The sequence below is a fragment of the Kocuria sp. HSID16901 genome (genome assembly GCF_003989425.1).
Lineage (GTDB): Bacteria > Actinomycetota > Actinomycetes > Actinomycetales > Micrococcaceae > Rothia > Rothia massiliensis.
Map to the genome: position 1 here is coordinate 70,821 of NZ_RBLM01000008.1, position 19,570 is coordinate 90,390.

Below are 19,570 nucleotides of genomic sequence, written 5' to 3' on the forward strand. Positions count from 1 at the left end.
GACCCAAACAGCGCGGGGGTTTCTTTTGACGCAGGCTATCCAACTCGGCTCCGTTCTGGGCGGCCGCTATAAGGTGACCGGTCAGATCATCACGACCGCCGCGCAAGACCAGGTTCTCGATGGCAAGGATCAAGTCCTTGAGCGCAAGGTCTCGATCCTCGTCGCCAGCCCCGAGCACAGTGACCTCCTGATCGAGAATGCTCGCGACGTCGCCACAGGGTCTCGGTCCGGATCCCTCCAGGTGCTCGACCTTGGTCAGTCGGACGACATCACCTACCTGATCACGTCTCACACCCAGGCGAATGACCTCCTTGACCTCCTCCTGACCGATCATCAGGACAACACCTCGTCCGAGAATGAGGAGCTGGGCGGCGAAATTTTCGGAGGCTCTGATGCTCCGACGGCGCCTTCCTCCGATTATGAGCAGGTTGGCACGGAAACTTCGCCGCAGGCCAAGCTCGACGAGCGGAACCAGGATTCTCCAGGTGTTACCGAGTGGACCGACGCCGACTACGAGGCTTTCGGCGAGGAACCTCCGGCCCGCCGTTCGTCTCGAGGGTCTTCGAGGGGTGGTTCACTCTTTGATCGGGCCGCTACCGACGTCGCAGGTGGAGCCGCCGGTGCCTCGGCCGCGTCATGGCGTGATGCGGATTCGAGCTACAACGATGACAGCCGCTACGACTTTGACGACGACTTCAGCGGCTCCCATGACGCCCACGACGAGTACGATTCCCCTGAGCACGACACCTACGAGGACGAGCCCTATGAGGGCGAGTACCCCGAGGATGATGGCCAGTACTACGACGATGACGACTACTACGACGACTCTGAAGACAACCGTCGTCGCGGTAGCTCCATCGGACTGTGGATCACGGCCATTGTCATCATCATTTTGCTGTTGCTCTTGGTGGTGTTCGGTTTTAGCCGCCTCGGCAAATTAGTTTCAGGGTCGGAATCGGTTCCTAGTGGAACGGTGACCTCTGCATCAAGCCAATCAGCGTCGGAGGCCTCCGATTCGTCCAGTAACTCGTCAGGAGCCTCACCTACGATCGCCTCGGTCTCTCGCCTCGTGCCCGACCGCCCCGATTTTATGGCGGACCAAGATGCCACGCTCACCAAAACCTTTGATGGCAACGCTTCCTCATATTGGACGAGCTACGGTTTCTCTTCCCCCGACTTTGGGGGCCTGGTCTCGGGCATCGGGTTGGCCATCAAGCTTCAGGAACCGACTAAAGTCTCTCAGCTGACCGTTGATGCGCCGAAGAGCACAGGTGGGCAATTCACCGTTTTCACCAACGACTCCCCCAGCTTGGATGGAGCCACCAATGCCGGGCAGGGAACATTCGAGAACGGGAAGACGACGGTTGATCTCTCGGATGAAGCCAAGTCCAAGTCGAGCCAGTACGTCATGTTGTACATCACGAAGCTTCCTCAGGTGTCGTCACCCATTGGCGGATACAACAACGGTGTCCACATTGGCGAAATCGGGTTGAAGTAGCCCTCTCACGTGGCGGGACGCTGAGTGGTCTCTCGGAAGGGCGCTGCGCGGCTTAGGTGGCCACGTGTGCCTTATGGGCGTCGTCTTACCCTGATTCCATGCGCTGGGAGCCCTCTGGCTTCTACTGCGGAATATTCCGAGGGTCCCGTAGGTTTCACCATCAGATCTTCAACGAGTCGAGTCATCACACAGTCTTCGACTCTTGGTAGCCGCCAGTTCATGGCCGTCATGAAAGGAACTCAGTGACCGATAGCGTCTTTTCACAAGGTGCCGCTCCGTTGATCAACCTCTCCGGTAAGGAAGCGGAGACTCCGCATCAGTCCGGTTCTGAGGAGAATAACGTGCACGACGTCGCCATCATCGGATCCGGACCTGCAGGATATACCGCTGCCGTATATACGGCGCGGGCCAACCTCAAGCCCGTCGTCTTCGCGAGTTCCGTCGCGGCCGGTGGTGACCTCATGACCACCACAGAGGTTGAAAACTACCCGGGATTCATCGAGGGAATCCAGGGACCTGAGCTCATGGCGAATATGCAGCAACAGGCCGAGCGCTTTGGGGCCGATATCCGGTACGAGGACGTTGAAAGCGTCAATCTCACAGGCGACCTCAAGAAGATCGTTCTTCAAGATGGCACGGTCCACCACGCCAAAACCGTCATCATCTCGACCGGATCCGAATACCGCAAGCTCGGCCTCGACGACGAATCACGCCTTTCGGGCCACGGAGTGAGCTGGTGCGCAACCTGTGACGGCTTCTTCTTCAAGGAAAAGCCCATCGCCGTGGTGGGTGGCGGCGACTCAGCCCTCGAAGAAGCCCTGTTCCTCACCAACTTCGCCTCCAACGTCACGATTATTCACCGCCGCGATACTCTCAGGGCTTCCGAAATCATGCAGGATCGGGCCCTCAACCACCCGAAAATCACCTTTGTGTGGGATTCTGCCGTGGTAGGCATCGAAGGTGAGAACAAGACGGAGGCTCTCCAGGTGGAGAACCTCAAGTCCGGTCTCTCCCAGCGCCTCGAGGTCGACGGCCTGTTCGTGGCTATTGGGTCGGACCCCCGTACAGACCTTGTCAAAGGACAGCTGGACCTCACTGCGGAGGGAACGATTGCGGTTCAGGGTCGTTCATCCAAGACCAACCTGCCTGGCGTCTTCGCGGCCGGCGATGTCATCGATCCGACCTACCGACAAGCGATCACAGCAGCCGGTTCCGGTTGTGTGGCCGCCATTGACGCCCAGCATTACCTCGAATCCCTGTAACTCCACGATCACGACAGAATTCATCTGAAAGGAAATTCCATGAGCAACGCTAAAGCAGTATCTGACGCTTCATTCGAAGAGGATGTCCTCAAGAGCGACCGTCCGGTCATCGTAGATTTCTGGGCCGAATGGTGCGGTCCCTGCCGCCAGGTTGGACCCGTTCTGGACCAGATCGCCGAGGAGCACGCTGACAAGGTAGACGTCGTCAAGCTCAACGTCGACGACAATGGAGAAACCGCTGCCAAGTATGGCATCACCTCTATCCCCGCCATCTACGTCTTCAAGGACGGAGAGGTTGCCAAGACCTCCGTGGGAGCCAAGCCCAAGGCAATTCTCGAGAAGGAATTCGCGGACTTCCTCGCGTAACCCAAATCAACTAAAAAGTCCCGGTGCGTTTCACGTGAAACACACCGGGACTTTTTTGTCATCTAGGCCCCATCCGTGACGTCGAGACGCCCTCGCACTCAACGCACGGATCAGCCTTCAGACAGGAGCAGGTTCGCTCAGAGAACCAGCCTCCACTCCCCTACTGGTCCTTCTCAATCTGCGGATCAAGAACGGAAATAATCCGATTCAGGTCGTCAACCGAGGCAAATTCAATGGTCATCTTTCCTTTACGGGCTCCGAGATTGATCTTGACGCTCGTATCAAGTTTGTCGGCAAAAGCGTCAGCGATGTAGTCCAACCGCTCGTGATGGCGATGCGGGGCGACAGGCTTACGTGCCGGCTTCGCGGACTTTTCAGCAGAACCTGACTGGATAATTTCTTCCACAGACCGAACGGAAAGACCTTCTGCCACGATCCGCTGCGCGAGCCTCTCCATCGATGCCGGGTCACTGAGGCTTAGGAGTGCCCGAGCATGACCCGCCGAAAGAATTCCCGCAGCTACCCGCCTTTGGACCAGAGCCGGCAACCGCAAGAGTCGAATGGTGTTGGAGATCTGTGGACGGGAACGACCAATGCGCTGAGCCAGTTCATCCTGCGTCGTCCCAAATTCGTTCAGCAGCTGCTGGTAGGCGGCGGCCTCTTCCAGCGGATTCAACTGACTCCGGTGCAAATTCTCTAGAAGTGCATCACGAAGTAGGTCTACATCCTGGGTATTTCGAACAATAGCCGGAATCGTGTCGAGACCGGCACGTTGGGTCGCCCTCCAACGACGCTCACCCATCACCAGCTCGTACGATTCGGGTCCCTGCTCGGCGCTAGGCCGCACCACGATGGGTTGAAGCAACCCAATCTCTCGAATCGAATGGACGAGCTCTTCCATCTCATCTTCATCGAATTCCTGACGCGGTTGCTTCCGATTGGGGTGGATGTCCCCTACCGGGATTTCGCCAAATTTCGCACCAGGAACATTTACCAGCTTGGTTCCGTCGGTGCTACTTTCACTCTGCCCGTCCGAGGCTGCAGCATGAGCATTTGCCTTCGATGCCGCGCCGTCCTCATTCGTGGGCGTCGTTTCACGTGAAACCTCGTCACGGCCAGCCCAAGGAGTTGCCTCTTGACTCTCTGACGCTTGATCAGACGAAGCCTTGACGGATTCCTGTGCTGCTGTCGAGGGTTGGAAGAAGAAGTCCACCGGACGCCTACCACCGGAGCTCTTACGCAATGCGGCACCCATATCAGCCCTGGCATTGCCAGATTTGCGGCCACTGGCCTTTGACGTCACTTCATCAGTGTCTTCGGTGCGTGCTGCCGATGTTTCACGTGAAACGGGAGAAGCCTTCTCGTTGCCACCAGCGTTAGTAGCCTTGGCAGCACCGCCTGAAGCCGATGACTTCTTTGATTTCGCAGTGGATTTGGACGTTGTCTTAGTCGAGGTCACTTTTGCCTTTGTGGCGGAGTTCTTCGACTCACTCGTCGCTTGCTCAGAAGAAGAACTCTTCTCAGCTGTGGCATTCTTAGCAGCTTGACCCTTCCGGGTGGTCTTCTGAGAAGAGCTCTGTTCGGGCGTTTCACGTGAAACGCCTTGATTCGATCCGCTCTTGCCATAGGTGTCTACGACTTGTTGTTCGTTGGCTTGTCTACTTTTGGCCTCTTGCTCGGGTGCTGTCGGGATCAGAGATCCCAACCCTCTTCCAAGTCCACGACGTCGTTCTGCCACGATGCTCCTCTAAATTGTGCTGACTACCAACAGTCTATCCGGCCCCGTGCGTGTAGTCGGCAGATTTCCACATTCAACTGGATTTTGCGGCTACAAGCTGCCATTTTGTGGCGTTTCACGTGAAACGTGGCGCTTAGTGAGTACTACGTGGCCGCACGCGATACGGAGACGAAAAGCAACTCCGGAACGATCTCGTGCGTTGCCGCTGACTTTCCGCCTTTCCATCCCACGTCGGTGTTTCACGTGAAACGGAACAGTCGCCTCCCAATGACTCCCGAAGGCGGAATTTTCTAGTCGTTTTAGTTACGTGACGTCAATTTGGTCGTGGCACTTAGAAGTTCGATCCCGCTTCACAGGGGAGTGCCACTTGAAGGGGAACCCGATCCACTGACTTCTTCACTCAGGAACGGGCAATGTTTCATGTGAAACATTGCCCGGGCAGGGGAGTAGTGCCGGGTTCGGGTTCCACGATCGCATAGACCATGTAGTTACACGTCGCACCCCGATCATTCGGCCACAAGGAGGATTAGGGAATAAAAAAAGGGCCCGATACCTTTCGGTATCGGGCCCTCAATCTTGATCTATTGGGCTCCCTTGTGCGCGATCTCAACTGCCGCTTCCAGATAGGACAACGCGCCAGTGGACTGTGGGTCGTACGAGAGAACGGTCTGTTGGTAACTTGGCGCCTCTGAGATCCTGACAGACCGCGGAATTACCGCGTCCAGAACCTGCTTCGGGAAATGTTCCCGCACCTCGGAAGCGACCTGGGAGGCCAGGTTGGTGCGTCCGTCGTACATTGTCAGCAAAATGGTACTGACACTCAGCGTCGGGTTGAGGTGCTTCTGTACCAACTCGATGTTCTTAAGGAGCTGGCTAAGCCCTTCCAGTGCATAGTATTCGCACTGAATCGGTATAAGAACCTCTTTGGCGGCCACAAAGGCGTTGATGGTGAGGAGGCCGAGCGACGGCGGGCAATCAATAAAGATGTAGTCCAAGCGGGGGAGTCCCTGCTCTTCCCTATACTTTGCATACTCCTGGAGCGCCCTGTCCAAGCGTTGCTCCCTGGCAACCAGTGACACCAACTCGATCTCCGCGCCAGCCAAATCAATGTTGGAAGGAAGGCAATAGAGGTTCGGATACTCTGGGCACTGTTTGACGACGTCGCTCATGGGTGCCGCATCAATGAGGACGTCATAGGTGGAATCCACCTCGACTCCATGCTCAATATTGAGCGCCGTCGAGGCGTTCCCCTGGGGATCGATATCTACCACCAAGGTCTCTAAGCCCCGATCAGCCATTGCGGCCGCCAGGTTAACGGCCGTGCTGGTTTTCCCAACACCGCCCTTTTGATTGCTGATGGTGAAGACTCGGGTCTCGGCGGGCCGAGGAACCGGTTGTTTCGCCAACTTCTTCCATCGCTTCTTTTCGTTCATCAGCTCTCTCGCAACGGGGTACTTCAGGCGATCCGTAATTTTGATTTTGGACGTCAGGGAATCGACCGTTTCACGTGAAACATGACGACCTTGATCTGGCACAACCGGATCAGATTGGTCCTGAGGGTTGGGCGGCATACCCGCATCTGTTGGATCGGGAGCCCTATGTCGTCCTGCCACCAGTTATGTCCCTTTCACGATCCGAGAATAGATTCCACATCACACCAGAGTACCCGCAACCTCGAATTGATATACAGCCATTCCCTTCAGATGTGGATCACCGGTCGCCAAACGATACGGAGAACTCGACGGATCGCCTGACCCAGTTCGGGCAATCCGACGAGGGAATCACAGCAGGAACTACAGCTCGACGCGTACGACCGTCGTCGGTTGCTCCAGAATCGACTCACCAACCGTCAGGATTTCCGTTGACCGGGCGCCATACTTGTTCAGCTTCTTCTGCGCCTTCAAAATTTCTTCGTCAGCGGTCTTTCCCTTGAGGGCCAGTAGTTTGCCGGTACCGCGCAGAAGCGGCAGCGTCATATCCACCAGGCCCACCAAAGCGGAGACCGCACGAGCCGTGACGACGTCGACCTCGAGATCGCCCACAAATTGTTCCGCGCGACCGCGCAGCAATTCCACATTGTCGAGACCCAAGTCGTCGACGACTTCCTCCAGCCAGATAATCCGACGCTCGAGGGGCTCAATCAACGAAATTTCCAGGTCTGGCCGGGCGATGGCCAAACAGAGGCCAGGCAACCCGGCCCCAGAACCAACGTCAGCAACACGTGCCTCGCGCTCAATGAGACCCTCCACCACGGCGCAGTTCAGCACATGGCGCGACCACAGCCGGGGGACCTCCCGCGGGCCAATCAGCCCGCGTTCAATCCCGCTGGTGGCCAGGTGTTCGACGTAGCGCTCCGCAAGGTCCAGATTGTCCCCGAATACCGCTTCCGAGGCCTCGCGTTCAGCACCGACCAACTCGGTTTCCGAATTCATTCGGAGACTCCATTGGACTGCGGAGACGTAATAACGATGTGTCGACGTGAGCCTTCACCCTCCGACTCCGAATGGAACCCGTGTTCGGCCACGACGTCGTGCACCAGTTTGCGCTCATAAGGGCTCAGCGGCTTGAGATGGCAAGGTTCACCGGTATCCTTCACAGATTCAATGGCATTCACGGCCATATCCCGGAGTTCTTTCCCTCGACGATCTCGGTAGCCTGCTACGTCGAGAATCAAGCGGGTACGTTCACCGGTCGCAGCCAAAACGGAAAGCCTCACGAGCTCTTGAAGGGCGTCCAGGACTTCGCCACGGCGTCCCACCAGGAGCTCAAGGTCTTCTTCGTTCTCGTCCGTCACGACCGAAAGGTAAGTCCGGTTCTGGTGAACCTCGATGTCGATGTCGCCATCCAGATCCGCAATGTCGAGGAGCTCTTCCAAGTAGTCGGCGGCGATTTCGCTCTCATCTTCGGCTTCATCGGCAAGAACCTCATCGGCGGACGTCTCGTCGACGATGTCGTTCTCCGACGAGGCAGAATTCTCCTGGGTACCTCCGGCCTGTTGATCCGCGACGGGGCCCGTGGCCTCTCCCGCATCCTCGGTGGTCTCTGCGCGATCTTCGTGATGATCAACCATGTACATCTCCTGCTTCCGCGGCCGGTGCTCCGGCGCAGCTATCCGTTTGGGCACCTGACGCGCCCACAAGGGACTCAAGACAACGGTGTCCGGCCCCATCCTGCTGGGCCGGACCACGTTGCACTACTTCTTCTTTTTCTGCCTATTCTTACTGACCGGCTGCTTCCGCTGCCCGCCTTTGGCACGCTCACGCTGCTCTTCGAGTTCCGCCTCGTGCTGTTCCTTAGTCTTACCAACCGGGGGGAGGCCCTTCTCCGCACGACGACGGTTGAGCTCCTTTTCGGCTTCGGAACCGGGAGTCGGGTTGTTGCGAATGACCCACCACTGCTGGCCCATGGCCCAGAAGTTCGACACGGTCCAGTAGACCAACACACCGAGCGGGAAGTTGATGCCACCGATAGCGAAGATGATCGGGAACAGGTACATCAGCATCTGCTGCTGACGGTACATCGGCGATTCTTTGGCCTGTGCGCTCATGTTCTTCGCGGTGAGCTGTCGCTGAGTGAAGAACTGCGTCAACGACATCGCGATGATCATGACGATCGCCATCGTGACGGTGGCGACGTGATTGCCGTTGCCCGGCTGCATGAGCGTCGAGAACAAGGGCGCGCCCAAGATGTACGCGTCATTGAACTGGTGCACCATGTCCGCGGAGAGAACGAGAATTCCTTCATGGTTCTGCGACGCCGCCGGGACGCCTCGGAGCACCTGCAACAGACCGAAGAAGATCGGCATCTGAACGATGATCGGGAAGCACGAGGACAGCGGGTTCGCGCCCTTGGACTTGTAGAGGGCCATCTGCTCCTGAGCCATGGCCTGACGAGACAGCTGGTCCTTTTTACCCTTGTACTTGGCCTGAATCTTGGCCATTTCGGGCTGAAGTTCCTGCATCCCGCGCATAGATTTGATCTGCTTCATGAAGAGCGGAACCGTGAGGATACGCATCACGAAGGTCATGAACACGATGGCCAGCACCCAGGTCCAGCCGTTTGCCGGATCCATGCCGATGGCAGTGAACAGACTGTGGAAGACCCAGAGGACGGCCGAAACAATCCATTTGAAGGGCCACAGAATGATGTCGATTGGATTCATCAGGAATTGACTCCTAGCCCCGAGGCTTGTGGGGCGTCGTGTACTCCGCCATCGGCGGATGGTTCAACAGCAAAATCTTGGGCTCGGTGCCCGGCGTGAAAGTTCGCCGGCCAGGAGGTACGGGATCCACACCACCGGTCGCCCAGGGGTGGCACCGAATCAATCGTCTCACGGTCAGCCCGATACCGCGGACCGTCCCGTGAACCGTCACGGATTCCAACCCATAGGCCGAGCACGTAGGGAAAAAGCGGCAGACGTCGCCATACAGCGGCGAGATCAACCGTCGGTATAAGCGGAGAAATCCGATCACCAGGTTTTGGGGGAGTGTCCACACGGCTTCTCCCAGACTCCGCGGTCGGACGTATTCCCTAGGCGCCGCCTGCAGGCGGTCATCGAGGGGATCTGAAGCCGGGTGTCCGGCGGAAAGATGTCCGGTGTGATCGGTCATTGCGCCTTCTCCAGGGTGGGGTCAGAAGACACATCCACATCGATCTTTCGGGACACACTCGACCAAGCGGCGTCGTAGTCCTTCGACAGTTCCTCCCAGGAGGCTTCCGCCGCAGGAGGGAGAGCCCGGACGACGATGCTCAGACCGGAAGGAAAGCCTTTGATGGTGACGGCCACGAGTTCACGCAACCGCCTCTTGACGAGGTTTCGCGTCACGGCATTGCCCACCGCCTTTGACACCACGAAGCCACATACGGTGGGGGTTGTTTCCTCAGGCAGAAGGCGCGCATATAGAACTAAGTTCCGGCGTCCACTGCGGACGCCGGAACGTGTAGTTGCTGAGAACTGTTGAGAAGTCCTCATCCGGTGCTGTTGTGCCAGCACGTCAAGGCTCCTTCTACGCAGACCGGTATGGCGTCTGGCATCGAAGCTCCGAGAAGAAGCCTCCGACCAGAAGAGATCCCCTCAAAGAGGGAGTCAGTTACGCCGAAACCGAAGCGCGACCCTTGGCGCGACGGTTAGCCAAGATGGCACGACCGGCGCGGGTGCGCATACGAAGACGGAAGCCGTGCTTCTTGGCACGACGGCGGTTATTCGGCTGAAAAGTCCGCTTGCTCACTGTAATAACTCCAAAGACTGTTGGTTGGGCCTACCCTGCTGTGGGTCCGCGAGGACCACATCCCGATCAGGAACAGAAGATGGGCGCTGTCGGTTCAGCCGCGCTGTCGGTTCATCCAGCCCATTTCCCCGCACCTTGCAGGGGCGGTTTCGGGCAGGTGGACATAGTCCAACGCGCAGTTGACTAACAAACTCTACGAGCCAGCGCGTGAAACGGTCAAGTCATCTGAGGCGAAAACTCGCACAATAGACGCACGCCACACCCATATTCGACTGGGAGACGTGACACTTCTGAAGACCAACTGTCAACATCCCCAACCTGTGTGTATCCAAGTGTGCACAGCTGTGGATAATCCGAAAAAAATTTTACCCTCCCCAAGCGCGATATGCCGCGGAACTACAAAGTTGTGATTACAGAATTCCCCGAATTTGAGGGCCTGAGGGGCCTTCTCATGCCCTAAGCTATCTAGAGTCGTCCGAGGTTTTCCACAATATCCACAGGTGTGGACAAACGTGTGGAGAACCTGGGTAGAGCACGTGGAACACCGCCGGCACCCCTTCGATGTCCGATCGTTCTTGAGCCCCTCAGGGCCCGAGAAAGGACGGAAATTCAAGGGAGGCCACGTTTCGTACCGGAAGCCGTCCCGAGACCTAGGAGAACAGTGAGCATTCAGGGCAACGACGAGGTTCAAACCCGTTGGGATGCGTGCATCTCCGAACTTCGCGCGAATGTGAATCTGGCCCGGCGCCTTCGAGCCTTCCTACCACTCGCTCAGCCTCAAGGTCTCTTTGGAAACACCCTGATCATCGCGGTTCCCAACGAGTACACCCGCGATATCTTCCAGACGGAAATGCATCAGGCCTTTAAAGAGTCCATCGCGGCCTCTTTCGGCCAAGACATCACCGAGGCATTCGTCATCGATCCGGAGCTCGATAGCAGCGTTCCGCAGTCGTCGACCACGCCCGCCCCGTCCTCACAGCGGCAATCCTCATCATCTTGGGGCGACGCCGAGCCCCAAACCGCGGATTCCAACCGCGATCTCCCGCCTGAGCCATCTTTGCGACACGAGAATTCCGTGACCGTATCCGGTTCCTCGATGCCGCCCATCAGCGAATTGGAAGCCGAGCGCGGCCATGCGGCGTCTCACTCTTCGCCCGTGGACGTTCCGCGCATGGATGAGGAGAGTCCCTCACGAATCCAAAGCGCCGGAGTCGATCTTCCCGCACCGCGCGTGAATGGACCGGATCGCGGTGAAGATATTCCTCGTGACGCATACGATCGTGGCCAAGAAGAGATCGTGTGGGACAGCTCGGCTCGTCTGAACGACAAATACATGTTCGACACGTTTGTGATCGGTCAGTCGAACCGTTTTGCCCATGCTGCCGCCCTCGCCGTCGCCGAAAACCCGGCCAGTGCGTATAACCCGCTGTTCATCTACGGTGACTCCGGACTGGGCAAGACTCACCTGTTGCACGCGATCGGTCACTACGCCAAGCGTTTTTACCCCAACCACCGCGTTCGGTACGTCAATTCAGAAGAATTCACCAACGACTTCATTAACTCGATTCGCGACGACGAAGGCTCCAGCTTCAAGCAGATCTACCGCAATGTTGACCTGCTGCTGATCGATGACATCCAGTTCCTGGCAGGCAAGGAACACACGCAAGAAGAGTTCTTCCATACGTTCAATGCCCTGCACAATCACAAAAAACAGATCGTCATCACCTCGGATCTTCCTCCGAAACAACTCTCCGGCTTCGCCGAACGCATGCGTTCGCGATTCGAGTGGGGACTCATCACCGACGTCCAACCCCCAGAGTTGGAAACTCGCATCGCGATCCTTCGCAAGAAGGCTCAGAACGAGGATCTCGATGCCCCCGACGACGTCATGGAATACATCGCTTCCAACATCACGACGAATATCCGTGAGCTGGAAGGCGCCCTGATCCGGGTTACGGCGTTCGCTTCGCTCAATAAGCAGCGGGTGGACCTTCCCTTGGCCGAACTGGTGCTCAAAGATCTCATTACCGACGACGGCGTCCCGGAGATCACCTCATCGGCCATTCTCGGACAAACCGCCAACTACTTCGAGATTTCTCTGGATGAGCTCCGCAGCAAATCCCGTAACCGAACACTTGTCACCGCCCGTCAGATCGCCATGTACCTGTTGCGGGAACTCACGGACATGTCTCTTCCGAAGATCGGCCAAGAATTCGGGGGACGAGACCACACGACCGTGATGCACGCAGATCGCAAGATTCGGAAGTTGATGGCTGAACGACGCCAGATCTTCAACCAGGTCACCGAGCTGACCAACAGGATCAAGCAGCAACAACGCGAGGGCTAAGTTATCCACAGGTCCCAAGAATCGGTGGAAAACCTGTTTATTAACACCTGTGGATGAGAGTGTGGATTTCACCCGAGGAACTGTGGACCTTAAGGGGACAACCTGCCGGCCTCTGTGGAAACGACGCTGAGGACCCAAAATTCCTGCACAGACCATCCACGATGACGATCTTCTTCACCCACAATCTATCTACAGCCTCGACCCTACTGCCGGCAGTGATGTAAGGGGTTATCCACAGAATCCACATGCGTTATTAACACTACTGATCCTTTAAAGAGATCATTCCAAATAACAAATCTCCGATCCGAAACCCGCCGGCAGGGCCTCCAGGATCTCTGGAGTTCTGAAATTACAAGAATCCTACGGATGCCTTCTCTCCGGTAGGCTCAACCTAGAGACCAACCACCTTCCAGAGAGGGACTTCGCGCACGTGAAATTCTCAGTTGATCGAGACGTACTCGCCGAAGCTGTCACTTGGACAGCTCGTTCCCTCTCTCCCCGCCCTCCGGTACCCGTGCTTTCCGGTCTTCTCATCAAGGCCTCCGGCAACGAAGTGTCGATCGCCAGCTTCGATTACGAAACCTCGGCAAAGCTCAACATCGCCGCTGAGGTCATGGAAGAAGGCGAAACTCTCGTATCAGGCCGACTCCTCGCAGATATCTGCCGCTCTTTGCCTTCGGCACCCGTCGAAATCGAGACGCACGATTCGAAGGTCTACCTGAACTGCCGTTCCTCCAAGTTCAACCTCGCGGCCATGCCCGTTTCTGAGTACCCAGAACTTCCCGGACTTCCTGAAATTTCAGGAACGGTCGACGGAGCGGCCTTCGCACACGCGATCTCTCAGGTCATCATTGCCGCTAGCCGCGACGACACCCTTCCGATCCTGACCGGCGTCCGCGTCGAGATCGAAGGTTCCACCATGACCCTCTTGGCAACGGACCGTTACCGCCTGGCCATGCGCGAGCTCACCTGGGAACCCACCAACCCGGAGATCTCCACGGCCGCTCTGATCAAGGCAAAAACCCTCAATGAAGTGGCTAAAACCTTGGGCAATGCCGGTCTGTTGAAGATCGCCCTCTCTGATTCTCACGAACTCGTCGGTTTCGAATCGGGCGGTCGTCGCACCACTAGCCTGCTCGTCGACGGCGAATACCCCAAGATCCGCTCGCTCTTCCCGGATCAGACCCCGATTCACGCCGTCGTCAAAACTTCGGAGCTGGTCGAGGCCGTTCGCCGTGTCTCGCTCGTTGCAGAGCGGAACACCCCGGTTCGCCTCGCCTTCACTCAAGGCCAACTCACCTTGGATGCGGGCACCGGCGAGGACGCCCAAGCCAACGAGGTGCTCGATGCCCGTCTCGACGGCGACGACATCACGGTTGCCTTCAATCCTGTGTACCTGAGCGAAGGGCTCCACGTCTTCGGAAGCGATTACGTACGTTTCTCGTTCACGACGCCGCCCAAACCCGCGGTGTTGTCAGCTCAAGACGATCTCGACGGCGAAGATGGCAAGGATTACCGTTACCTTCTGATGCCCGTTCGCCTCCCGAATCAATAAAGGGGCCGCGAGGTGTATATAGATCACCTCTCGCTCATGGATTTCAGAACCTACGGGTTCCTGGATCTTCCGCTGACCACCGGACTGACCGTCATGGTGGGGCCGAATGGCGTGGGCAAAACCAATATTGTCGAGGCCATCGACTACACCGCTAACCTGTCGTCACACCGGGTCAGCAACGATGCGCCGCTGATTCGCGTGGGATCCGAGCGTTCCTATATTCGTTCCCGAGTCATTCGCGGCGGTCAACAGACCGTCATGGAACTCGAACTCGCGCCCGGTAAAGCCAACAGAGTCAGAATCAACCGGGCCGCACCGGTTCGCGTTCGCGAAGCCCTCGGCATCTGCCAGACGGTCTTGTTCTCCCCGGAAGACCTCGAGCTCATCAAGGGTGAACCTGCTGGGCGGCGTCGTTTTATTGATGACCTTGCGGTATCGCTGCGGCCCATTATCGGTGGATACCGGGCCGACTATGAGAAGGTGCTGCGTCAGCGCAACGCCCTGCTCAAGTCTTTGCGCAAACGAGGTGCGGGGAAGTCCTTGGGCGACGACGACCGGGCGACCCTCGAGGTCTGGAATGGGCAGCTCGTGAATCTTGGCGCGCGCATGATGCAGGCACGATTTCAGGTGCTGGCCGGCCTCTTGCCTCACGCGGATCGCGCATATGACCAACTCACCGACGGAGGAAAGACCCTCGGTTTTGTGTACGAATCGGCGGCCCTCGGTCGACGGTCCGGCGCCAACGTCGCGGAGCTCTCGCGTATTCCGCTTCAGGAATTGGGCGCGATGTTGGAGTCAGCACTCGAAGAGCGGGCCTCCGACGAGGTGGAACGTGGCATGAGCCTCGTAGGCCCACATCGTGATGAAATCAGCTTGATCCTGGGAGATATTCCCGCTCGAGGATATGCTTCGCACGGGGAAACATGGTCATACGCCCTGGCCCTGCGGTTGGGCTCTTGGTATCTGCACCAGGCAGATCACGACGACGCCGCGGCCTGCCCGATCCTGATCCTCGACGATGTCTTTGCCGAACTCGACGCGACGCGACGTTCCCGTTTGGCACGGATCGTTTCCGGGGCGGAACAAGTGCTTGTGACGTGCGCGGTGGAAGAAGACCTCCCGGACGAGCTGGATCATTCGCGCCGTATCGTTCGAGTATCACCGGGGCAGGCGGTCGTCGTCGACGACGAGACGCTCAACAACTCAGCTCCCGAAGATCCTGCTGGAGAACTCCCCGGTGACCCTCCGGCGTCGTCGAGAGGCGAAGAGGCGGAATGAGCATGACCCCGGGAGACGATGTCGCTGGTGAGGAGGTGCGCCGCGACCTGGAACGAAACCAGGTCGATGCGCCGGCCGCGTTGCTGCAACGGCTCCGAACCGCCGCTTTAGCACGGGGTGAAGGAAGGTTGACCGGCCACGCCGCCAAAAAGATTATTCGCGATTTCGGTGAGGTGGTCTCTGCCGAACCGGGCCAGTCGAAGGTGCGGCGGTGGCGTGAGGAAGGCTGGGACCCGCGCACTCTGGGCGGGTACACGGGACCGGGTAAATCCTCGCGAGATCCGCAGAATCTGGGGTCGGTCTTGACCCATATGATTTCTTCCCGGGGATGGAAGGAACCCGTCGCGGTCAGCAGCGTCTTGGCTCGGTGGACGGACCTCGTTGGTCCCTCGATCGCGGCGCATTCCCGCCCCGAGAGTTACGAGGACACCGTGGTGGTGATTCGGTGTGATTCCACGAATTACGCGACTACTTTGCGCACCATGATCCCGCAGCTCATGAGGACATTCGAGGAGGAACTGGGCCGGGGAATCGTCACCAAGATTAGCGTTCTCGGGCCCAATGTGCCCTCGTGGCGGAAGGGGCGCAGGGTCGCTCCCGGCGGACGAGGCCCTCGAGACACCTACGGTTAGGCGATGTTGGCTTCCGTCGCATCGATGTCGGAGGCAATCCGCTCATCGCCGCTGTAGATCACGAATCGGTGGTCCCGGACGAAGCCCGCAAGGGTCATGCCGGCGTCCTTCGCGAGCTCCACGGCGAGGGAGGACGGCGCCGACACGGAGGCCAACATCGGTACGCCCGCCATGGCACATTTCTGTGTGAGTTCGAAACTCGCTCGACCGGACACCATGAGCACATGCTGGCGCAAGGGAAGTTTGCCCTCGAGTAGTGCCCAACCCAGCACTTTGTCGACCGCATTATGTCGGCCGACATCTTCGCGCACCGCCACCAGTTCACCTGTTCGACCATCGAAAAGCCCGGCGGCGTGCAGGCCACCGGTGTGGTCGAAGACCTTTTGACGGTCGCGCAGCACCTGAGGCATTCGGAGGACAAACTCCTCTGACAAGCGCAAAGGATCCTCCGAGGTGGAGAACTGCGATTTTTGGTGCACCTGATCGATGCTGGTGCGGCCACACATGCCACACGCGCTGGACATCATGACGTTCCGCTCCTGGAAGGGGAGAGGGGGCAAGACCCATGGCTGTAGGACGACGTCGATCGTGTTGTCGCCATCTTCCGCTCCGGGACCAAAGTCCTTGCGGCAGTACCGAATCGAGGAAATCTGCTCGCCGTCGGTCACCACTCCTTCGCTCAGCAGGAAGCCCGCGGCTAGGGAAAAATCTTCGCTAGGGGTCCGCATGGTGACGGCGAGGCGTCGACCGTTGACCCGTATTTCCAGAGGTTCTTCCGTGGCAAGCATGTCGGCGCGGGCGTCGCGGGTGCCGTCGTCGGTGACACGGATGACTCGGGTGCGTTTTTCGCTACGGCTCATTCTGAATCGGCCTCGTCTTCTAGCCCCGCTTCACGCCGAACCGTTGTGACCAGTTCAGAGACTCGATGCGTGAGGTCTTGCAGTCGTTCGGTGGTCGAAGCCTTTCCGTCGTCGGCATGTTCGGCCATGCTCAGGCCCAAAGCCACCCCCACCAAATACGAGCTGGTGGGCGCTCCGGGGCGGATGACCCCGTGAGCGACGTCCTTGGTCATGGCAAGAATCGGGCCCGGAATCACGACGTCGTTGGGGATCTCGAGTTCCTCGGCAACTCGGTTCAACCACTCTTGGAGTTGAGGTAGTGAATTTTCGGTCATCACGTGCCTTTCGACGTTGATGGTCTGGCGGAATCTCCGTCAGTCGGTCCTGCATGGACCAGCCAGGGAAACATGCGACCCAGGAACCGGAAAACGGCTCACAGGGATTCTCTAGTCATGAAGGCCTTGAGCGGGTGAACCCCCATGTGCCAGGGGTCAGGCTCGCCAAAGGCCGCTGAGATGCTTGTGACGGCCATTAAGAGTCCCGAAGAACCTTCGAAATCGGAGCTGACAACGCCAAAGTCCGGTAGAATCGAAGGAAGATCATGAGGCGGTCGGCGTGTACCCCCAGATACATTGTTATGTTATCTAAGTTATGCGTCGGCTTCCGATACCCGGACCGGGCCCTTCGAGGTGCCTGGATACAAGGAGCTGAATCCCTACAGTGGCAGCCGAGGAAAAGCACGAATACGGCGCAAGCGACATCACCGTCCTCAAGGGACTCGAAGCCGTCCGCAAGCGGCCGGGCATGTACATCGGGTCAACCGGTGAACGCGGATTGCACCACTTGGTGTACGAAGTCGTCGACAACTCCGTGGATGAGGCCCTGGCCGGGTACTGCGATCACATTGAGATCAACCTCTTGGCCGACGGCGGCGTCAAGGTCGTGGACAACGGCCGCGGCATCCCCGTGGACATGCACCCCACCGAAGGAAAGCCCACGGTTGAGGTCGTCATGACCGTGCTGCACGCCGGCGGTAAATTCGGCGGCGGCGGATACGCGGTTTCTGGTGGTTTGCACGGCGTCGGCATTTCCGTGGTGAATGCGTTGTCCACCCGCGTGGAAACGACCGTGCGCCAGCAGGGTTATGAGTGGACCATGAGCTTCCACGACGGCGGAAAGACCAACCAGGAACTCCAGCGCGGTGCAGAGACCGCCGAAACCGGCACGCAGCAGGTTTTCTATCCGGACCCGGAAATCTTCGAAACGGTTGATTTCGACTACGAGACCCTCCGTGCACGGTTCCAGCAGATGGCTTTCCTCAATAAGGGATTGCGCATCACCTTGACCGATGAGCGCGAATCGGCAGATTTCGACGACGAAGTCGCGACCGAGAAGAAAACCGAAGCCAAAGTCAATCAAGAGGGGACCAATTCCCAGGGTTTCCGCACCGTCGTCTATCAGTACGACGAAGGTCTGCTCGACTACGTCAAGTTCCTCAATTCGAGCCAAAGGGTCAATGTCATCCACGAGGACGTCATCTCCCTCGAGGTGGAGGACACCGAAAAGAAGCTGTCCCTGGAACTCGCGATGCAGTGGACCGAGTCCTATAAAGAATCGGTGCATACCTACGCCAACACGATCAACACCCATGAAGGCGGCACCCACGAAGAAGGTTTCCGCACGGCGTTGACCTCGTTGATCAACCGGTATGCGCGCGACAACAAACTTCTCCGGGAAAAGGACGACAACCTCACCGGCGACGACGTCCGTGAAGGTCTGACCGCCGTTATTTCGGTCAAGATCGCCGAACCGCAGTTCGAGGGCCAGACCAAGACCAAACTCGGTAATTCCGAGGTCAAGACCTTCGTCCAGCGTGAGGTCTGGGACCAACTGGGGGATTGGTTCGAGCGGAATCCGAATGAAGCCAAAGACATCGTTCGTCGTTCCATTACCGCGGCCCAGGCGCGCCTCGCCGCCCGTAAGGCTCGCGAAACCACCCGCCGTAAAGGGCTCCTCGAATCCGGTGGAATGCCCGGAAAGCTCAAGGACTGCTCGTCTAAAGACCCGGAAATTTCCGAGATCTACATTGTGGAGGGTGACTCCGCAGGCGGTTCGGCCGTGCAGGGCCGCGATCCTGAGCGTCAGGCGATCCTGCCGTTGCGCGGCAAGATCCTCAATGTGGAGCGTGCCCGCCTGGACCGGGCCCTCTCCAACGCCGAAGTTCAGTCGATGATCACGGCCTTCGGCGCCGGAATCGGTGACGACTTCAAAATCGAGAAGGCCCGCTATCACAAGATCGTGCTGATGGCCGATGCCGATGTCGACGGTCAGCACATCACCACCTTGTTGTTGACGTTGCTCTTCCGCTTCATGCGGCCGCTGATCGATGCCGGTTACGTTTACCTCGCGCAACCGCCGCTGTACCGCATCAAGTGGTCGAATGCCCCACACGACTACGTGTTCTCGGATGCCGAGCGTGACGAAGTCGTTGCCCGTGGTCTGGCGAATAATCAGCGCCTACCGAAGGACAACGGAATTCAGCGCTACAAGGGTCTGGGCGAGATGGACTACACCGAGCTGTGGGAAACCACCATGGATCCCGAACACCGCACGCTATTGCAGGTCACCATGGAAGACGCAGCCGCCGCCGACCAGGTGTTCTCGGTGCTCATGGGTGAGGACGTCGAGTCCCGCCGTGAGTTCATTCAGAAGAACGCCAAAGACATTCGATTCCTCGATATTTAGCCGACATTGAATATTCCCCTTGAGGCATTTATTGCCTCGGGATAGCCGATATCGCGCGATGGACGACATTCACCAGGACGGA

19 protein-coding genes are annotated in these 19,570 nt (G+C 58.1%); 9 read left to right on the top strand and 10 right to left on the bottom strand.

Annotated features, from left to right (window positions below):
- Nucleotides 1-25: 25 nt before the first annotated feature.
- From D8M21_RS09910 to trxA, 3 genes are all read left to right on the top strand, one after another.
- On the top strand, nucleotides 26-1,498 hold the full coding sequence (locus D8M21_RS09910) for a hypothetical protein (RefSeq protein WP_048680718.1): 1,473 nt from the start codon (nucleotides 26-28) through the stop codon (nucleotides 1,496-1,498).
- A gap of 242 nt (nucleotides 1,499-1,740) precedes the next feature.
- On the top strand, nucleotides 1,741-2,760 hold the full coding sequence (trxB, locus tag D8M21_RS09915; RefSeq protein WP_446720502.1) for a thioredoxin-disulfide reductase: 1,020 nt from the start codon (nucleotides 1,741-1,743) through the stop codon (nucleotides 2,758-2,760).
- A gap of 39 nt (nucleotides 2,761-2,799) precedes the next feature.
- The gene (trxA, locus tag D8M21_RS09920; RefSeq protein ID WP_048680715.1) at nucleotides 2,800-3,126 is read left to right on the top strand and encodes a thioredoxin; all 327 of its coding nucleotides are present in this window, start codon (nucleotides 2,800-2,802) and stop codon (nucleotides 3,124-3,126) included.
- A 160-nt stretch (nucleotides 3,127-3,286) separates the two neighbouring features.
- On the opposite strand, the gene D8M21_RS09925 is transcribed toward trxA, so the two are convergent.
- A complete protein-coding gene (locus tag D8M21_RS09925; RefSeq protein WP_238651309.1) occupies nucleotides 3,287-4,429 on the bottom strand; it encodes a ParB/RepB/Spo0J family partition protein in 1,143 nt (380 codons plus the stop codon).
- A gap of 7 nt (nucleotides 4,430-4,436) precedes the next feature.
- On the opposite strand from D8M21_RS09925, the gene D8M21_RS09930 reads away from it, so the two are divergent.
- On the top strand, nucleotides 4,437-4,673 hold the full coding sequence (locus tag D8M21_RS09930; protein WP_126855841.1) for a hypothetical protein: 237 nt from the start codon (nucleotides 4,437-4,439) through the stop codon (nucleotides 4,671-4,673).
- Nucleotides 4,674-5,445: 772 nt separating this feature from the next.
- On the opposite strand, the gene D8M21_RS09935 is transcribed toward D8M21_RS09930, so the two are convergent.
- From D8M21_RS09935 to rpmH, 7 genes are all read right to left on the bottom strand, one after another.
- On the bottom strand, nucleotides 5,446-6,435 hold the full coding sequence (locus D8M21_RS09935; RefSeq protein ID WP_085528432.1) for a ParA family protein: 990 nt from the start codon (nucleotides 6,433-6,435) through the stop codon (nucleotides 5,446-5,448).
- A 222-nt stretch (nucleotides 6,436-6,657) separates the two neighbouring features.
- On the bottom strand, nucleotides 6,658-7,296 hold the full coding sequence (gene rsmG, locus D8M21_RS09940; protein ID WP_048680707.1) for a 16S rRNA (guanine(527)-N(7))-methyltransferase RsmG: 639 nt from the start codon (nucleotides 7,294-7,296) through the stop codon (nucleotides 6,658-6,660).
- Nucleotides 7,293-7,934 (bottom strand): Jag family protein, encoded by a 642-nt coding sequence (locus D8M21_RS09945; protein ID WP_082156742.1) that lies wholly within the window; start codon nucleotides 7,932-7,934, stop codon nucleotides 7,293-7,295. Before D8M21_RS09945 ends, rsmG begins: the two co-directional genes overlap by 4 nt.
- Before the next feature lie 123 nt (nucleotides 7,935-8,057).
- On the bottom strand, nucleotides 8,058-9,026 hold the full coding sequence (gene yidC / locus D8M21_RS09950; protein WP_048680704.1) for a membrane protein insertase YidC: 969 nt from the start codon (nucleotides 9,024-9,026) through the stop codon (nucleotides 8,058-8,060).
- Nucleotides 9,027-9,039: 13 nt separating this feature from the next.
- Entirely contained in the window at nucleotides 9,040-9,474 is a 435-nt protein-coding gene (gene yidD, locus D8M21_RS09955; RefSeq protein WP_048680702.1) for a membrane protein insertion efficiency factor YidD, read from the bottom strand.
- Entirely contained in the window at nucleotides 9,471-9,857 is a 387-nt protein-coding gene (gene rnpA / locus D8M21_RS09960) for a ribonuclease P protein component (RefSeq protein WP_048680699.1), read from the bottom strand. The genes yidD and rnpA overlap by 4 nt, the downstream gene beginning before the upstream one ends.
- A 97-nt stretch (nucleotides 9,858-9,954) precedes the next feature.
- On the bottom strand, nucleotides 9,955-10,092 hold the full coding sequence (gene rpmH / locus D8M21_RS09965; RefSeq protein ID WP_048680695.1) for a 50S ribosomal protein L34: 138 nt from the start codon (nucleotides 10,090-10,092) through the stop codon (nucleotides 9,955-9,957).
- Nucleotides 10,093-10,753: 661 nt separating this feature from the next.
- On the opposite strand from rpmH, the gene dnaA reads away from it, so the two are divergent.
- From dnaA to D8M21_RS09985, 4 genes are all read left to right on the top strand, one after another.
- Nucleotides 10,754-12,439 (top strand): chromosomal replication initiator protein DnaA, encoded by a 1,686-nt coding sequence (gene dnaA, locus D8M21_RS09970; protein WP_048680690.1) that lies wholly within the window; start codon nucleotides 10,754-10,756, stop codon nucleotides 12,437-12,439.
- Between the two features lie 430 nt (nucleotides 12,440-12,869).
- Complete coding sequence (gene dnaN / locus D8M21_RS09975) at nucleotides 12,870-13,994, top strand: DNA polymerase III subunit beta (RefSeq protein WP_048680688.1); 1,125 nt, start codon at nucleotides 12,870-12,872, stop codon at nucleotides 13,992-13,994.
- 12 nt (nucleotides 13,995-14,006) lie between these two features.
- Nucleotides 14,007-15,272: a DNA replication/repair protein RecF gene (gene recF / locus D8M21_RS09980; protein ID WP_048680685.1), complete on the top strand. Its 1,266-nt coding sequence runs from the start codon at nucleotides 14,007-14,009 to the stop codon at nucleotides 15,270-15,272.
- Nucleotides 15,269-15,904: a DUF721 domain-containing protein gene (locus D8M21_RS09985; RefSeq protein ID WP_048680682.1), complete on the top strand. Its 636-nt coding sequence runs from the start codon at nucleotides 15,269-15,271 to the stop codon at nucleotides 15,902-15,904. Before recF ends, D8M21_RS09985 begins: the two co-directional genes overlap by 4 nt.
- Here D8M21_RS09985 and fdhD read toward each other — a convergent pair.
- Nucleotides 15,901-16,764 carry a formate dehydrogenase accessory sulfurtransferase FdhD gene (gene fdhD / locus D8M21_RS09990; protein WP_048680680.1) on the bottom strand — a complete coding sequence of 288 codons (864 nt, stop codon included), beginning with the start codon at nucleotides 16,762-16,764 and terminating at the stop codon, nucleotides 15,901-15,903. The two genes, D8M21_RS09985 and fdhD, sit on opposite strands and share 4 nt — an antisense overlap.
- Nucleotides 16,761-17,078, bottom strand: a complete 318-nt coding sequence (locus D8M21_RS09995; protein ID WP_048680677.1) for a DUF6457 domain-containing protein — start codon at nucleotides 17,076-17,078, stop codon at nucleotides 16,761-16,763. Before D8M21_RS09995 ends, fdhD begins: the two co-directional genes overlap by 4 nt.
- A gap of 385 nt (nucleotides 17,079-17,463) precedes the next feature.
- On the opposite strand from D8M21_RS09995, the gene gyrB reads away from it, so the two are divergent.
- The gene (gene gyrB / locus D8M21_RS10000) at nucleotides 17,464-19,488 is read left to right on the top strand and encodes a DNA topoisomerase (ATP-hydrolyzing) subunit B (RefSeq protein ID WP_048680674.1); all 2,025 of its coding nucleotides are present in this window, start codon (nucleotides 17,464-17,466) and stop codon (nucleotides 19,486-19,488) included.
- Nucleotides 19,489-19,570: the final 82 nt, after the last annotated feature.

Excerpts from the sequence above, each read along its gene's own strand:
- D8M21_RS09945 (WP_082156742.1), bottom strand. The coding sequence starts at position 7,934 with ATGGTTGATCATCACGAAGATCGCGCAGAGACCACCGAGGATGCGGGA.
- rsmG (WP_048680707.1), bottom strand. The coding sequence starts at position 7,296 with ATGAATTCGGAAACCGAGTTGGTCGGTGCTGAACGCGAGGCCTCGGAA.
- D8M21_RS09935 (WP_085528432.1), bottom strand. The coding sequence starts at position 6,435 with ATGCCGCCCAACCCTCAGGACCAATCTGATCCGGTTGTGCCAGATCAA.
- yidC (WP_048680704.1), bottom strand. The coding sequence starts at position 9,026 with ATGAATCCAATCGACATCATTCTGTGGCCCTTCAAATGGATTGTTTCG.
- D8M21_RS09995 (WP_048680677.1), bottom strand. The coding sequence starts at position 17,078 with ATGACCGAAAATTCACTACCTCAACTCCAAGAGTGGTTGAACCGAGTT.
- D8M21_RS09985 (WP_048680682.1), top strand. The coding sequence starts at position 15,269 with ATGAGCATGACCCCGGGAGACGATGTCGCTGGTGAGGAGGTGCGCCGC.
- fdhD (WP_048680680.1), bottom strand. The coding sequence starts at position 16,764 with ATGAGCCGTAGCGAAAAACGCACCCGAGTCATCCGTGTCACCGACGAC.
- yidD (WP_048680702.1), bottom strand. The coding sequence starts at position 9,474 with ATGACCGATCACACCGGACATCTTTCCGCCGGACACCCGGCTTCAGAT.
- trxA (WP_048680715.1), top strand. The coding sequence starts at position 2,800 with ATGAGCAACGCTAAAGCAGTATCTGACGCTTCATTCGAAGAGGATGTC.